This is a genomic window from Pseudorhodobacter wandonensis (assembly GCF_001202035.1).
GTDB classification, from domain to species: Bacteria; Pseudomonadota; Alphaproteobacteria; order Rhodobacterales; family Rhodobacteraceae; genus Pseudorhodobacter; species Pseudorhodobacter wandonensis.
The window spans coordinates 69,025-83,960 of record NZ_LGHT01000032.1; the positions used below are offsets into that span (position 1 = coordinate 69,025).

Annotated in this window: 12 protein-coding genes and 1 pseudogene; 11 read left to right on the forward strand and 2 right to left on the reverse strand. The window is 50.0% G+C overall.

What is annotated here, in order from left to right; all coding sequences use genetic code 11:
- Positions 1–61: 61 nt before the first annotated feature.
- The 11 genes from AKU79_RS10625 to AKU79_RS10675 all read left to right on the forward strand — a co-directional run bounded on the left by AKU79_RS10625 (position 62) and on the right by AKU79_RS10675 (position 13,973).
- On the forward strand, positions 62–532 hold the full coding sequence (locus AKU79_RS10625) for a hypothetical protein (RefSeq protein WP_050523577.1): 471 nt from the start codon (positions 62–64) through the stop codon (positions 530–532).
- An 18-nt stretch (positions 533–550) separates the two neighbouring features.
- On the forward strand, positions 551–1,222 hold the full coding sequence (locus AKU79_RS19280) for a hypothetical protein (protein WP_231580148.1): 672 nt from the start codon (positions 551–553) through the stop codon (positions 1,220–1,222).
- 12 nt (positions 1,223–1,234) lie between these two features.
- Positions 1,235–1,609 carry a curli-like amyloid fiber formation chaperone CsgH gene (gene csgH / locus AKU79_RS10635; RefSeq protein WP_050523579.1) on the forward strand — a complete coding sequence of 125 codons (375 nt, stop codon included), beginning with the start codon at positions 1,235–1,237 and terminating at the stop codon, positions 1,607–1,609.
- Between the two features lie 17 nt (positions 1,610–1,626).
- Positions 1,627–2,361, forward strand: coding sequence for a hypothetical protein (locus AKU79_RS10640; protein WP_156209657.1), 735 nt, complete (start codon positions 1,627–1,629; stop codon positions 2,359–2,361).
- Between the two features lie 587 nt (positions 2,362–2,948).
- Complete coding sequence (locus tag AKU79_RS10645) at positions 2,949–3,986, forward strand: response regulator (protein ID WP_050523581.1); 1,038 nt, start codon at positions 2,949–2,951, stop codon at positions 3,984–3,986.
- Positions 3,987–4,146: 160 nt separating this feature from the next.
- Positions 4,147–4,527 (forward strand): response regulator, encoded by a 381-nt coding sequence (locus tag AKU79_RS10650; RefSeq protein WP_050523582.1) that lies wholly within the window; start codon positions 4,147–4,149, stop codon positions 4,525–4,527.
- 203 nt (positions 4,528–4,730) lie between these two features.
- Positions 4,731–5,069 (forward strand): Hpt domain-containing protein, encoded by a 339-nt coding sequence (locus tag AKU79_RS10655; RefSeq protein WP_050523583.1) that lies wholly within the window; start codon positions 4,731–4,733, stop codon positions 5,067–5,069.
- Between the two features lie 281 nt (positions 5,070–5,350).
- The gene (locus tag AKU79_RS10660; protein WP_197087284.1) at positions 5,351–6,655 is read left to right on the forward strand and encodes a sensor histidine kinase; all 1,305 of its coding nucleotides are present in this window, start codon (positions 5,351–5,353) and stop codon (positions 6,653–6,655) included.
- 260 nt (positions 6,656–6,915) lie between these two features.
- Positions 6,916–9,762: a CHASE domain-containing protein gene (locus tag AKU79_RS10665; RefSeq protein WP_231580149.1), complete on the forward strand. Its 2,847-nt coding sequence runs from the start codon at positions 6,916–6,918 to the stop codon at positions 9,760–9,762.
- 212 nt (positions 9,763–9,974) lie between these two features.
- Complete coding sequence (locus tag AKU79_RS10670) at positions 9,975–10,910, forward strand: response regulator (protein WP_050523586.1); 936 nt, start codon at positions 9,975–9,977, stop codon at positions 10,908–10,910.
- A gap of 504 nt (positions 10,911–11,414) precedes the next feature.
- Positions 11,415–13,973: an ATP-binding protein gene (locus tag AKU79_RS10675; protein WP_231580150.1), complete on the forward strand. Its 2,559-nt coding sequence runs from the start codon at positions 11,415–11,417 to the stop codon at positions 13,971–13,973.
- A 484-nt stretch (positions 13,974–14,457) separates the two neighbouring features.
- Here AKU79_RS10675 and AKU79_RS10680 read toward each other — a convergent pair.
- Together AKU79_RS10680 and AKU79_RS19285 are read right to left on the reverse strand one after the other, a co-directional pair.
- Positions 14,458–14,736 (reverse strand): annotated as a pseudogene (locus AKU79_RS10680) (IS3 family transposase); the annotation flags it as partial.
- Positions 14,735–14,936 (reverse strand): IS30 family transposase (locus AKU79_RS19285; protein WP_197087285.1); only part of this gene is annotated, 202 nt, incomplete at its 5' end. The gene AKU79_RS19285 and the pseudogene AKU79_RS10680, both read right to left, overlap by 2 nt.

The following is a 14,936-nucleotide window of genomic DNA, read 5'->3' on the forward strand; positions in this document are numbered from 1 at the left end:
TCAATTGGGACATCTTTGTTGCGGAAACTCTATTCTGAGGACCCAGAATTAAGAGGCTTCCATGCTGCTTTCACGCCTGTTTCAGGCATTTTTTGCGCTCGTTTTTGCAACCATGAGTCTAACTGCAGCCGCAGACCCGACCTCCGAGGCAAATACACTCGAAATTAGCGGCTTGCTTGGCAATGAATTGTATATAATTCAAAGCCCCTCTGGCGGTCATGTTGCACATATTACGGTGTCGGGCACGAATAGCGAGTCTGCCGGTGAAACGCTTTCAACGGAACAATCCTTATTTGATGCAAGTGCCATAAGCAGTCTTTCTCAGTCAGGGATACAGCAGACTGCAACGATTGACATCTCGGGTGTCGGAAACCTGTTTTCTGTTGCGCAATCTGGCCAAGGTAATGTTTTATCAGCGAAAATCAGTGGCACTGCGAATACCGCAATTGTCCAGCAGACGGGCATTGCCAACCGCACAACCTTCATTCAATCAGGTCAAGGCAATAGACTTTCCGTTTACCAAAGTATGTGATACAAATACTTACGGTAATTGGGGAAAATTATTGATATGAATGGCTTTTCAAAATTGGCAGCTGCCATTTTGTCTACATGCGTCGTTTCAACTGGCGCGTATGCAGATGAGAACCGTATTTTCATCCTTCAGGACAATGGGCTGAGTGGTACCTTAGGAAACTCGCTGTTTGTGGATCAATCGCAAGCAAACGGATCGCTTGTCAGCGGTGAGCTTGGCGCGTCAACGCCCGCAACGCAGATCGGCAATGGCAACTCGGCGAATGTTTCGGTTAAAAACGGGAATGGCAGGGTCGCGCTGAACCAGACAAATACCGGATCAGGGGCAACGGGAAATACGGCGAACATTGACCTGAGCGGACTTTTGGCAACCGGAATATTAACGCAAACCGGATTAGGGAACGAGGGGACGCTTTCAGTATCTGCCAATAACTCTATGGCTAAGCTATTGCAGATCGGCGACAATAATATTGGTAGTGTTAGCGTCACTGGAAATGACTCGGTAGGTGAGCTGATCCAGAAGGGTAACAACAATCAAACGGGGCTTACGGTAACTGGTGCAAATGCCAATGTGAGTGTTACTCAGATCGGAAACGGCTTTGTTGCAGCCCCGACGGTGATAACAAACGGCGGTACAGTGTCGATTACGCAAATGAGTGCCTCTGGCGCTTTCGCCACTACCACAAACTGAGGAGGGATTCAGATGGTACGCGCCATCCTATTGATCCTGTTCAGTGCTGTTTTTTCCATGCCAGCTTATGCCCAATCCACGCCCATCGCTTTGCCCGAAATTAGTATCGTCCCAAAGGATGGTATGTTGGAGATTTCTGGTCGCGTGATCGGGCTAGGTTCGGGAACCATCAACGCAACCCTAAGCATCGAAAAGTCTGATACGGCAGGTCGCTTATCAACCAGCCAAGGCCGCGAGATGACTGTTATACGCGGAAGTAACGAAGTCGTTTCGCAAAGCAGCATATCGGCACAGCCAGATCTCATCCTAACTGTAAAGCTAACATTAATGAATCAGGATGCTATCATTGGCTTGGCCACGACAGAACTTGGCCATACTTCCAAATAAATATGGGGCTGCTTTCTATGAAATCTTTGCTCGGCGCTGGTTTATCACTTGTTGGCGCACTTTGCTTTGCGGCTCCAGTTGCCGCCCAATCCGAGCAAGAATTTATCAACGCTTTTTCTGGTGAATGGTATGTGTTCGATGCGGATATGCATACCAGAAGCGCGGCATGTTTGATGGCCCTTTTGGGCACCAAGAAAGATGGCGTCCTCCCCGTAGGGGTGGATGGATGCGAAGCGCCACTCAGCACTGTTGACCGTTGGTCGATCAGAGATGGAAGGATCATCCTATCCAGCCAAACTGCCGAGATTGCCGCAATGGGTGGAAATCAGTTTCGCGTCACTGGCGAGCTTAACGGTAGCGGGAAGAGTTTGGTTATTGAGCGCGGGCAAGGTGATGGCAACAGCGCCAAAATTGCTGCGGCCTTGCGGAAGCATAAGTGTTATTTTGTTGGCTTTAGCCAGCGATGCGCGGTTGAAGCTGATTTAAAGATACCCGAAATCAGCGAAGGCGAAAGTTTTGCCACAATCGAAACTCTGGCCAATATCAATGCCCGCGCGCAACCACGCCGAGATGCGCCGTCACTTGGTGTTATTGCGCTAGGCATAAGGGTTCAAGTTGATCAATGCCTGACAGCGTCTGACGGCCCTTGGTGCAGAGCAAAGATCGGCGACAACGTCGTCTGGCTGGCAATGACCGCATTACGACAAAATGAATGGCCTATCGTCACTTATCGTACTGTTGCATCCCCATAGGGCCCCCTTTGCTGCTAAAAACACAGGTTGCAGACTGATCTGCCCTCGACCGCCGGTTATCCCTTTGTCATAACGAATGTGCTTGGGTTTGACTGTCATCAGTTCCGGCTTCGGCAAACGCGCGCGGCCCTCGGACAAATCAAACATACTCTTTGCCTCGGCGCGAGTCGTGTTTCCCTGCAATGCAACGCCATTCAGGAATGCGAACCACCAGATGAACAGCGCACAGCCGGATTGTGGCCGCGGGACCGACAGATCTCTCCCGAATCGCAGGCCACAGTCCAACACCACAACCATGGGGGAACATCTTGCGCCGCCCCCCCGATAAAATACAATGAATTCAGTGTAGTGTTAGATTTTTAGCCCCCCTGCCCCAAATGAAAACAAGTCAGAATTGATCAAGACGGGCGCAGGTGGTTAGACCTGACGCGCTTTCGTCCGGGTCGGGTGTTGGTTTCAAGCAGCTTATCTTGACGCGTTTATTTCGAATATGGCACGTTTGCCACCTATAGGACAAATTAACGCCAACTTTCAACCTCAGGTTTAAGCATCCGCACTGGGCGAAATATCTATCGTGGGGCAAGCAAATGAAAATTCTAGTCGTTGATGACGATCCTATTATTCTGTACCTCCTCGAGGCGTATTTCGGTTCGATTAAAAATCATAACGTGACGATGGCTGCGTCAGGTGCAGAAGCGTTGCAACTTATGGTGCAGGCAGGCGCTGACGTTTTTGATTGCTTCATGCTTGACATTCAGATGCCTGAAATGGACGGGATAGAGCTGGCACGCCGCATCCGTAAGCAACTAAAATACAAAGATGCGCCGATCATCATGCTGACCGCGATGTCGCAAAAAATGAACATCGATAAGGCTTTTGCAGCAGGTGCCACAGACTACGCGACCAAACCATTTGAAATACGGGACCTAAATGCACGCATTGGCATGGCAGAGGCGCTGGTCTCAGCCCGCACGGCCAATCCATTCAGGAACAGAAATGCCCCGCATCTCGGCGATACGGATGGCCGCTTGGCTAACAAGGCTTTGCTCCACGAGGCCTTTGCCATTTGGGGCGTAGACAATGTGATCGATTACGCTGCAATGGAAAACTACGTCACTCAGCTTTCGCGCTCGAAATTGTTCGGCTCTACAGTATTCGCGTTTACAATTCGCCAGATTGGGAACTACCACAATGCTCTAAGCAGCAAAAGTTTTCATGGAATGATCGAAGACGCTGCTAGAGTTATTTCAGAGTGCCTGGTCGGGCGACAAAACTTGATCACCTATGCTGGGAATGGCACGTTCGCCTGCATCGTAGAAAGTGGCTATTTGCCCGATATGCGCGAATTGACGGATACCTTAAACATCGCCTTTTCAAATAGAGAAGTGTACCGCAGTGGCAAAGAACGTTTGCATCCGCGTGTAAGTGCCGGTCGGCCTATCCGGCTCGTTTGGAAAAAAGGCGCGGAGGTGTTGAACGCATTGTCAGACGCACAAGCAAGCGCAGTAGCCGCAGCTGCAGAGCATGACAGATCAGGCCACGACACCATGAATGCCGGCGATTTACCGCATAAATCCGCAGCCCTAGTAAGACGCCCCGGCGTTTTTCGGCGGCACGTAGCTTAACAGGATTATCACGCACAACAGTTGGCAAGAGTTGCTGAACACCTGCTCGGGGACCAGTTGCGTGCTCGGGTTAGATAGTGCAACTATCGTCGCAATAAAATTTCGGTCATAGCAGTCATATAGGCCGTCGCTCTTTGTTAAATACCTAAAGGAACTCGGTGTGATAAGTCTTCTACACGTCGAAGATGATCAAGATATTCGCGAGATTGCCGAGATGGCGCTTGATTTGTACGGAAAATTTGAGGTGACACAATGTGTTGACGGGTTCGGCGCCCTTAAGACACTGGAAACGTTTGTGCCGGACATTTTCTTGCTGGACATGATGATGCCCAACATGACAGGTGTGCAACTGCTTGAAAAGCTGCGTCAAATGCCACATTTGAAAGATGTGCCCGTTGTTTTTATGACGGCGCGTGCACAGGCAACCGAGGTAAAGGCACTGATTGATTGCGGCGCGGTCGGCGTTATTGTCAAACCATTTGACCCGATTACACTAAGTGACCAGCTCGAAAAATTCTATTATGACAAGCGTAAGGCCTGAAGTAGATTTTTTCCGAGAGCTGTTTCAAAATAGCTTTGCCGGACGCCTGCGTAAATTAAATCGGAAATACTAGTATCATCGCATGTGAGTGCAACATCTCGTGAATTGCAATGAACGACAGCTTTGCGATCGGGCTTTCCAAGACCAAAAACGCCATGCTTGGGGCAAAGTGATGTCGGGACTAAAAGGGGCATAAAAGACAGATGACGGAACTAGACACATTTCAAGCCGGGCTTATGCGAATTCGACAACGTTTTTTGCAAAGCTTGGATACCCATTCGGATGGAATATCTCGTTTGTCAAAGGCATTGGGCAAACCAGACACCGATCAAGAGACATGTGCAGAAATTCGGACCATCGCGCATAGGCTGCATGGAACAGCCAAGACAGTTGGGTTTGACGAAATTGGTACTAAGGCTGCGAACCTTGAAATTTGCGTAAGCCAGGCATTGTCCGCAACCGCCGTTCCTGATGTAAACAAAGTTCGCAGGCTTTTGGAGGATCTCAGTGATGAGATCGAAGTTGCCCTGCGCAGCAGTTGACGCATTGCAGATTGTTCTCTCACAGGCTGCTTTTCGCATAGGTTATGATTTTTCATATTCTTGCCATGGATTTACCACTTCAAACCTGTACGTCCCTAGCAGCGCTTCTTTGAGGCAAGCGATGAAGTTTGTGTCGCGCCACAGTTGCAGGCCAAAGCGTGAGGTGTCTAATGAGTGAAGTCGTTGAGAATGAAACTGCCGAGGCCACGAATGATCAGGATCTGGCCCAAAACCTGAAAGACTATGCTTGGGTTGGCCAGAAAATGGCGGGACAAAGGCGGATGGCCTTTGCTTCAGGCGTGTTGCTGGCAGGCTATTACTACAGCATTACGATCGCGATTGTGTGCACAGTCATTATCGCATGCTCTGAAATCTATGACACCGTGATCTTTCGCCAAATCGCCGCTTGGCCGGACAAAAGCCAACAAACTGCGCGGTGGTTTTTGGCCAAGCTGCTGTTTGGCGCAATGCTGAGCTGCGGAATCATACTGTATTTCTCTATCGCCATCGCATTTGTGCAGGGTCCGGGCCCGCACTTTATTTCGATGTTCTTCTTGCTGGCGGCGGGCTTATTCGCGGCGATGCATAACCACCAGGTCAAGGTCATTCTGATATCACGGCTGGTCGCCTATGGTGTTGCATTTCTGTTTATACCGCTTTGGGATATTGTGGTCACGGGGGCACCGCTACAGGCAGAGCTGTGGGCCAATCTATTCACCAGCGTTTTTGTCTTGCATTTCGTTGTTGAATGTTCGCGCAACTATCTTTCGATCTATCGCGTCAACCAAAAGCAAATGGTTGCGCTTGAGAGTAAAACACGGATCGCCAACGAAGCCGTCGAAGCAAAGGCCGAGTTCCTCTCTACCATCAGCCATGAGTTGAGAACGCCCCTTACATCGATCAAAGGATCGATTGACCTTATGTCGACAGAACGGCTTGGCCCTATCCCCGATGGCGTGAAAAAAGCATTGGAGATCGCGCAGCGCAATTGTAATCGCTTGGTCCGGCTGGTTGACGACACACTCGACCTTCAAAAGATTGCCGCTGGGAAAATGTCTTTTGATATGAAGAATATTAACTTGTCGCATCTGGTTGAGTCCTCCGTCGCCGCCAATCGCCCCTATGCGGAACGTCTTGGCATTACATTGCATTTCGATAGGGATGCTAAGGATTTGTGCGTTCTTGGCGATTGGGCGCGGCTTGAACAGGTTATGACGAACGTCTTGTCAAACGCGGCAAAGTTTTCCCCAACAGGCAGCGAAGTGCAGGTCCAGATCAAAAGCGGTAACGGCAAGACGCGCGTTCTCGTTATCGATAAGGGCGTAGGATTGACCGAAAATGAAAGAGCGGATGTGTTTGACCGCTATAGCAAGGTCAATACGGTTGGCACGAAGAAAGTTGGTAGCACCGGGATCGGCATGAGCATATCTGAAAAGATCATGCAGGCACATGGCGGTCAAATCAGTTTTTATAAGAACCAAGGGGCGGGAACGACATTCTTCTTGGAATTGGCCTTGTGTCCTGGCCCAGCCAACAACGCGGAAAAACAAGCGCCGGGGAATAAAGGTGTAAGCACCGCGGCATAACCGCACGCCGCATATGCGATTGCGGCGCACTTGGCCAGAAGTCTTACCGAGGTCAAATAGAATAGGCTTTGCATCTCAGCAGGTTGTGCAAAAAGGCACTACAACCATGTGCAGTTAAAATACTTGTGCAGGATGCGACAATAAACTTGGCTAGCTGACTTTCATCGCCAACTGATCTGTGCATATAATACCCTTACGGTTGATTGCGCATACATCGACCCAACCGAAGTTTGCAGCGGTATAGAAGGATGTATTGCAAAGTGCAAATCCTCGCTCGAATCCTCTTTGCCGTTGCTTGTCTGGCTTTGACTGCACTCGCATCGGTCATGGCTGCGTGGAACGTAGACGAACGCGCGCAAGCCCAGTTTACCGCGCTGGTCAATGATGCACAGTTCAACTTCAACAACAGGCTGAACGCTTATGTCCACAGTTTGGACAGCGCAAGCGCTTATGTTGCCAGTGCTCCGGAACTTAGTGCAGCTGATTGGCGTAATTTCGTCGAGCTTATCGATATTGACAAAAACCTACCAGGTGTCAGCGCACTCGGCGTGATCCGCGCAGTGCCGGATTCACAACTTTCAGAATTTGTTGCAAAACGTCGAATGGACGGAATGGACGGTTTTTCCGTTCACCCTAAGGTCAAAGCGAACGAACATTTGGTAGTCGAGTTTATGGAGCCGCTTGCCACGAATGTAAACGCTTTGGGCCTGGACCTAATGTTCGATAAGGCGCGGCATCAAGTTCTCGATGATGCAAGAATTTCAGGTGCGAAAGTTTTGTCTTCTCCGCTCAGTCTGGTTCAAAACCCGTCCAGTCCGGGATTTGTCTTTGCGCGTGCGGTTTATAGTTATGCAAAAGCCAATGCAAATGGTTCACCCGCGCAACCCCGCGCCTTTCAGGGATGGGTGGTTGCGCCTTTCATTGGCGCCGTGACGCTTGCAAACCTGACAGCCCAACCAACGGAATACTTTGGCCTTTCTGTGTATGATGTCTCGGCCGACGCTGATGAAGTCTTGATCTATAACCATAAACCGGACGAAACGACCTACCAACCCAAGTTCGAAGTAACCCTGACGGAACCGATCTTTGGCCGCAACTGGGCGTTGCACTTTACAAGCACCATCCTGTTTGACGCTACAGTCAAAAGTTATGCCCCTTTGATTACGCTGATTGCGGGCCTATTCACGAGCGGGTTGCTATGCTTGCTGATGGAAATTCTGGTCCGGCGCGTTAACACAGTTAATTTGCTTGTCGCGCGTCGAACAAAGGAATTGAAAGCACGGGGCGACGAAAACAAGTCTATCGTTGAAAGTGCTTATATTCCTATACTCATCCTGAACGAAAAGGATGAGATTGTTCAGGCAAATGCGGCGGCCCTTGAGCTGATGGGGCACAGCCAACGGTCTGAAGTCAAGCGTATGCCGATAAGCAAATACGTGTCTCCCGTAGCGAAACCAGATCCGTCAGTGCGACCCGGTATGGGTGGATGGACCCATTTGGGGGCCAATGGACGCCTTTTAAACATTCGGCGAAGCAGTTGGAAAAATGCCAAGGGCGATCTGCGGCATGCTCTCATCATTCAAGATGTAACCGAAGAGGCCAATGCTGCGCTTCGTATCGCCGAAGCCGAGCAACGCTGGCAACTTGCGCTGAACGGCTCGGATATTGGTGTGTTCGACATTGACCTCAAAACTGGTCGATCAATCGTTTCCGAGGCTTGGAAACGGATGATGCAGGTTGAGGATGAAAGCGCTGACTTTGATCCGCAGGCCGAATTCCTAAGCCGCATAAGCCCGCAAGATCTTGGCCGCCTGCAAGATGCAGATCGTCGTTGCATCAATGGCGAGACCGAGCGTTCCATCAGCGAATACCGGGTTTCAGACCGTAGCGGAAATTGGCGCTGGATGCGTTCAGACGCCGCAGTGGTCGAACGCGCACAAGATGGCCAAGCATTGCGCATGATTGGCGCACAGATGGATGTCACCGATCTGCGTATGGCACGCGAAGCGCTTGAGGTCAGCCAAAAGCGTTTTGAGCTTATGATCTCTGAAGCTCCGGTCGGAATGGCAGTCTTTACCAACGACGGCGTTTTCATAAGCGTCAACGATGCACTTTGCCAATTCCTTGGTTACCGCGAAGATGAGATCCTCGGCGGCGTTCGCATCCGAGACGTGCTTGATAAGGCTGTCATGAAACACGTTATCAGTGTCGTCGGGCCACAGGCCGTTGACAGGTCGCGCGCGTACCACGGCGAGCATGAATGCACGGCCAGCGATGGCAATAAAATATGGGCCTTGCTCAGCATTTCTTGGACGTTTGATCCGGTAGCACAAAGCGACATCTACATCGCGCAGCTATGTGACATCACGGATAAGAAAAATATCGAACGCATGAAAAGCGAATTCGTGGCAACCGTAAGCCATGAGTTGCGGACCCCATTGACCTCAATCAAGGGCGCACTGTCATTGCTTGAATCGTCGGCTGAATTTGCTCAGGGCCCGACAAAGCGCCTCCTTGACATTACCCGGCGCAACTCGGACCGTCTCGGGGCGATTGTGAATGACATTCTGGATTTCGAAAAAATGTCCTCGCAACAACTCAGCTTTGATGTCACCGAACATCCGCTGAAAGATGTGATAGTTGATGCTGCTACGATGATTGAAACAATGGCAAATAGAAGCAACGTCTCAATCAAGCTTGATCTTCCAGACGATCCGTTGATGGCAAGGATCGATCCTGCCCGCACCCATCAGGTTTTGGCCAACCTGCTGTCCAATGCATGCAAATTCTCCTTTCCTTTAAGTGACGTCGAAGTGCGAACCAGCATTGTCGACGGTTTCCATATTGTCTTTGTCTGCAACCGAGGTTGCGGTATTCCGGCATCTTTCCGTTCTCAAGTTTTCAAGCCGTTTGTTCAGGCAGACAATTCGGCAAAGCGTCAATTCGAAGGTACAGGGCTTGGTCTACATATTACGCAAAAAATTGTTGAAAGTATGGGCGGCCGCATCGGCTTTACCAGTGAGCCAAACAAACTGACAGTCTTTTGGTTTACGGTTCCAATTGCGAATAAAGAGGCTGCCACAGTACTGAAAATAGCTGGAGAGTAGCCTCAACGATTGGTGGAAATACAGCGGCGGATCACTCGTCTGCAGCTGTGTGATCTCGGCAATTGTGGGCGCCTTGCCATAAATGCAAACAACTATTGATTTAATGCCACAATTTCCATGCCAAAACGGCCCTGTCCCCTGTAACCCCGAAGAATTGCGATGTATGCACAAGTTAAGGTTGCTGTGTGAACGTTCTTAGCGATAGGAATACAATGAAAATCTTAGCAGTTGATGATGACCCAATCATCCTTGAGTTGCTTCCCATGGTGGCGGCCAGAGCTGGTTTCAAAGATGTCACCACCACGACTTCGGGCGAACATGCGCTGCAAATGTTGCGAAGCAACGACAAAACCTTTGATTGTTTGCTGTTCGACGTCAGTATGCCCGGGATGGACGGTATCGAGCTTTGCACTTTGGCCCGGACCGTAGAGGGTTACGCAAAGACCCCGATCATTATGGTCACGGCTATGGCTGAGAAATCCGTTGTCGATCGTGCATTTGCGGCCGGGGCGACCGATTACGTCAACAAGCCATTCAATGTCGTCGAGCTGGGCGCCAGGCTTAGCTTGGCCGAGATGCTGATCGCCACCCGGCGCGTCGCCGAAGGTGTCACGCGGCCGGACCAAACGAGCCCGCAAAATAATACCCAATCTGAAATCTTTCCGTTGGATAAAGAGGTTCAGATCGATGGCGTAAAAGCCGTGATCGAATACAGCGCCTTGCGGAACTATCTCTCTCAGCTATCAGTGACTGGTATCGGCTCTTCACAAGTGCTGGCCTTTAAGATCGACCAAGTCGAAAAGATCCATTCACTTGCCTCTGCCGACAAATTTATCCTTGCTCTGACCGAAGTGGCACTGACCACCTATCAAGTGATGCAGGCGTTTTGTCCAATGATGGCCTATATCGGAAACGGAACTTTCCTGATGGTCGCGGACAAGCCCAATTTGGAACGCTCAAGCAAAATCGAAGTGGAAATTCAGTCTATTTTGGACAGTAAAAACCTCCAATATGACAACGGCGACCCGATAAAAATCTCTGTTCTGGCGAGCAACCCGATCCGGCCCAATACGAGCAAGTCTCAGCGTGTCCGGAAAACTTTTGACCGCGCTATTTCAAAAGTTGAAAGCCGCGCGTCACGAAAGTGAAGGGGCGGTTACCTGATACAAAGTATTTATGGCTCCATGAGGGGCATGGGCTCTTCAAATCCGGCGCGGAGCGTGGACCTTTTGCCTACACAAGCACACGACCAGGCCATCTTTCACACAAATGATGCTAGCCTTTTCCGGCCAAGTACCGAGTGGCGCAAATGCGGTTTATAGTAGTCGTGAAAGCAATCAAAGACCGTGGTTTCAGGCGAGCGACGCACCTCTCGCGTATCACTTCAAATCACCCGCGCAGCAATGGCTGAGAGCGTCTCCCCTGTGGTCACAAGCGCCCCAAAAGACACGCAATGAAACATTTTCCATGAGAGCTCTGCTATACCGCCCGTCCGGACAAAAGCTGGAAACGGACGTGCAACTTCTATGGCCGCCCCCCCTTTTTAACGACGGGGGATCAGCTAAATGTACTATTGCAATCTCTTTTTTCGATTAATTTCTTGATTTGACGCAGTTAGACGGCCACTAACTTACCATGACTAAAAGGCGCACTTGATCAAATCGCCAGCGCAAGTCATTTTCAAACGAAGCAAGGTTAGCTGGACGAATATGGTTTCAAATCTCTATGTGCACCGTCTCCAATGGATGGTTTTGATTTTTTGTCTTACGCTTTCATACATTTCATTTCTCGTCGTTAAAAACATTGCTCAGGGCAAGACAATAGAAAACTTTGAGGTCTTGGTAGATCAAGGCACAGCAAGCCTCAAGCAACGCGCCGACAACCTAAGTCACACCCTTGGCGGAGTGTCCGGATTTATTTTAGCCGCCAACCCAGTTTCGGCAGAGAGCGTGTCAGAGTATGTGCGGGCATTGAAAATCGACACCAACAGCTCTGAAATTGATGCTATCGGTTTTGCGTCATTGGATACCACCGCCACCATCCCTTCAAGCACTGACCTTACAGCTGACGAAAACCGAAATACGGTCACCCCCTCACAGCCCGAACTGCGTAAAGAGTCGTTTTCCATCAAATATATGGAGCCATATTCCGACCACAAGACGTTTCTAGAGTCGGCCTTTGGCCACAATCCTGAATTTATAGCCACTGCGACAGCCGCTCGTGACACGGGACAAACGCTCGCTACCGAGATTTTCTTCAGGGATTCCCCAAACGGAGGGCATCTTCAGACGTTTTTGCTTAAACCGGTTTATCGCTCTGCACAGAATACAATCCAACAAGATCAACCGCAAATGGGCTTTCTTGGCTTTGCATTTGCTGTGCTCAACGTCGATAATATCTTTAGAGATCTCACGATATCTCAGGGCAAATTGATAGATTTATATGTTGAATTTGATCAGCGTGATCCGCAGGTCGATCGCGGCATACCTGTAAAAACTCTTGGTCTCGTGCCAACATCGGCCATTTATGTCATTCGTCGCCAAATTAACAAATTTGGGCAGCCCATGTCGCTGGCATGGAGCAGCAGACCTGAATTCGAGGCAATCCAGCCTTTTCGCGCAAAGTGGATTGCCTTGTCTTTGGGGTTTTTGATCACTGCATTGATTAACCTAATCATAAGCGTCCTGACGAAAAGGAACCTTACAGTAACTGCCCTTGTTGAGAAAAAGTCGCGTGAACTTGATACGCAGGGGATAGAGAAACGTTCAATCCTCGAAAATGCGATGCTCGCAATCGTATCGGTAACCCAGTCAGGCGAGATCATCCATGCAAACGACGCCCTTGCGAAATTTGTATCTCCGCACAAATGGGACGCCGAGCTGAGTGGCCGGGCCCTACGTGATTTTCTGCCTGACATTGACCTCACAAGCCCTGACGGTTGGACAAAGCTAAATGTACTTGTGGGATTTCCAAACGCGGAACGGTTAACCATCGAAGTTGAGAAAAAGACGTGGCTTACCGCTGACAGTGAAACTCGAATTACGCTACTGATACGGGATATCACAGTTAACGAAAGGCTAGCGCGAGAAGTTGTCGAGACCGAGCAGCGGTGGAATCTTGCGCTTACGGGCGCACAGATTGGCGTTTTTGATGTCGATCTAAAGCGCAAAACGTCAGTTGTCTCTGAAACTTGGCTTAAATGTCTGCAGCTCACGGTTCAGCCGGACTGCGAAGATCCGTATCGGCGACAGTTGGATCACATTCATCCTGACGATCGCGACATCCTGGAAAATGCCGAAGCGGCATGCATTAAAGGCATCACAGACCGCGCCGAGGCCCACTTTCGAGTAAAAATTGCCAATGGTGAATGGCGCTGGATCAAATCCGATGCCGTTATTGCAGAGCGCGCTAGCGATGGGACTGCCCTTAGAATGCTCGGCATCCAGACCGATATCACAGAAAGCTTCAAGCTTGAGCAGATGAAGCGTGATTTCGTCTCTACTGTCAGCCACGAACTCCGTACACCTTTGACGTCAATCAACGGGGCGTTGAGCCTTCTGCGCGCACAAATGAAAGACAAAAACTCACGCGGCACTGACCGCTTGCTTCAGATTGGTATTTCAAACTGCGACCGGCTTGTCAGCCTTGTGAATGACATCTTGGATATTGAGAAAATCAATGCGGGCAAAATGACCCATGATGCCAAGGCCGAAGATATTCAACACATCCTTAGCCTCGCATCTGCGCAAATCGAAACCTACGCAACGCAATGGCAAGTGGCCATAGAAGTTGTGGCACCCAAAGTTAAGCAAACCATCTGGACAGATAAAAACCGAATTATGCAGGTTTTAACCAATCTTTTGTCGAACGCATGTAAATTCGCATATAGCGGCACGACCGTCAGTCTAAGGGCTGAAATTCTGCCCGGCTTTACAAAAATTTCGGTTCACAATTTTGGAACGGGCATACCAGACGAATTTAAGAGTATGATTTTCCAACCTTTTTCGCAGGCTGACAATTCCACCACACGGGAACGGGGTGGCACAGGGCTGGGGTTAAACATTTCGCGCCATCTGGTCGAAGCGATGGGAGGCAGGATGGGCTTTGAGAGCGAACCAGACAAAGAAACCGTTTTCTGGTTCACCTGCCCGCTTTGTTCAGATTTACCTAAAGATGAGGCGGGTACGAGCACTTCAGAATTAGGACGGTAACGAAATCACCAAAAAGAGCGAATCCGGGTCGTTTCATGGTTTGATGCCGCGCCTTTGAAAGCAATTGCTGCACCAAAGCAGACAGAGTTTGGGGCTGAAACGGACAGACGAATCCCGGCAAGATTCGGTGCGCATTGCACTTACAGGCGGGCTAACCCCTAAGCAGCTGGCTGACGATCTTGGCATATGGATGTCGACGCTGAATAAATGGATGACGGCGCATCAAAAAACTGGCGTGGTGTCAAACAGAGGATTCAAGCCTCGCGCAAGAGAATTATCGCCTTCGCCACGAGGACCGCATTCTCAAAGGTAACCGCTCCATTGTTACCGCGGCGATTTAGCTTTGATGCGCGCCGCGAGATCGGTGTCATCCACGAAGTCATCAAGGAACTCATGCCAGGTTTTGTTGGTGATACGAGCGGCGCGGATCATGTCCGTCAGCTCTTTGGTCTTGTCACGCTTACGTTCCGGCCTCTCAACTCATTTAGGCAGCCTTTCGTTCGAAGGCCAAGGGGCTTTTGCCACCTAACGACGAATGCCGCCGTCGTGGATTATAGAACCCATTGATATATTGGAATATCGCCCCCTCGGCTTGGCGTCTGGTTTCCCAGTGGTTCCGCCAGATCAGCTCTGCCTTGATGGATTTGAAGAACGTTTCCACCATGGAATTATCGTAGCAATTTCCTTTTCCGCTCATCGATACTTTGAACCCATGCTTCGAAAGACGCTTCTGATAGTGATGTGAACAGTATTGGGCGGATTCAATCGGTCGTCGCAACACATTCGATTATATCCTTTTTGAGCAGCTGGTCGAGAGCTTCGGCGGGAGTTCTCCAGCCGAGGGTTTTGCGTGGTCTTGTGTTCAAAGCATGCGCGACCGCGCTCAACTCATTCACACTGTGCTGGCTGAGATCCGTGCCCTTTGGAAAGTATTGTCGCAGCAAGCCGTTGGTATTTTCGTGG

Excerpts from the sequence above, each read along its gene's own strand:
- AKU79_RS10625 (WP_050523577.1), top strand. The coding sequence starts at position 62 with ATGCTGCTTTCACGCCTGTTTCAGGCATTTTTTGCGCTCGTTTTTGCA.
- csgH (WP_050523579.1), top strand. The coding sequence starts at position 1,235 with ATGGTACGCGCCATCCTATTGATCCTGTTCAGTGCTGTTTTTTCCATG.
- AKU79_RS10640 (WP_156209657.1), top strand. The coding sequence starts at position 1,627 with ATGAAATCTTTGCTCGGCGCTGGTTTATCACTTGTTGGCGCACTTTGC.
- AKU79_RS10645 (WP_050523581.1), top strand. The coding sequence starts at position 2,949 with ATGAAAATTCTAGTCGTTGATGACGATCCTATTATTCTGTACCTCCTC.
- AKU79_RS10655 (WP_050523583.1), top strand. The coding sequence starts at position 4,731 with ATGACGGAACTAGACACATTTCAAGCCGGGCTTATGCGAATTCGACAA.
- AKU79_RS10660 (WP_197087284.1), top strand. The coding sequence starts at position 5,351 with ATGGCCTTTGCTTCAGGCGTGTTGCTGGCAGGCTATTACTACAGCATT.
- AKU79_RS10670 (WP_050523586.1), top strand. The coding sequence starts at position 9,975 with ATGAAAATCTTAGCAGTTGATGATGACCCAATCATCCTTGAGTTGCTT.